At 75.3% G+C, this 752-nt stretch carries 1 protein-coding gene; it reads right to left on the bottom strand.

Annotation, left to right across the window (positions count from 1 at the left end; translation table 11 throughout):
* On the bottom strand, window positions 1–752 hold a 752-nt coding region (locus BKE38_RS29890; RefSeq protein ID WP_131829815.1), incomplete at both ends, for a sensor histidine kinase.

The following is a 752-nucleotide window of genomic DNA, read 5'->3' as shown; positions in this document are numbered from 1 at the left end:
CTGCTGGCCATGGCAGTGGGGGCCATGGCCATGGGGGCGGTGGTGATGGGGGCGGTGGTGACGATGGTCGGCGCCCCCGGCCGGTGCGCCGCCAGCAGCGGTGTCGCGGCCGGCGACAGCATCGGCGGCGGGCGCGGCGTCGGCCCGGCCAGCGGCATCACCCGCGCCCGCGGCAGCCGCAGCTCGCAGACCAGCCCGTCCTTCTGCCAGCGCCGCGTCACCGTGCCGCCCAGCTGCAGCGTCACCGTGGTCTGGATCAGCCGGGTGCCCAACCCCTGCCGCTCCGGCGGCTCCTCCAGCGGCGGGCCGCCGCTTTCCGACCAGACCAGCAGGAAGTCCGACCCCTCGACACGCCAGCGCAGCGTGACCTGGCCCTCGGGCAGCGACAGGCTGCCATGCCGGGTCGCATTGGTGGCGAGCTCATGCAGCACCATGGCCAGCGGCTGCACCGCGGCCGAGAGGATCGGCGTCGGCGCGCCCTGCAGCGCGATGCGCCCGGCATCGGCCGGCCCGGCCTTGTCCGAGGCCAGCTCCTGCTCGGCCAGGCGGCGGAACTCGGTGTCGCGCCATTCGCCGCTGGCCAGCAGGTCATGCGCCCGGCCCAGCGCCGCCACGCGCGCCAGCACCGAGCGGGCGAAGCTTTCCGGATCCGACTTGCGCGCCAGGCGGACGATCGACTGCACCACGGCCAGCACGTTCTTGGCGCGGTGGTCAACCTCGCGGGCGACCATGATGCGCTCCTCCTCGGCGCG

The sequence above is a fragment of the Teichococcus deserti genome, assembly GCF_001982615.1.
Classification (GTDB): domain Bacteria; phylum Pseudomonadota; class Alphaproteobacteria; order Acetobacterales; family Acetobacteraceae; genus Pseudoroseomonas; species Pseudoroseomonas deserti.
Note: the sequence above shows the minus strand (reverse complement) of the source record. Positions and strands in the feature narration are given on the sequence as shown.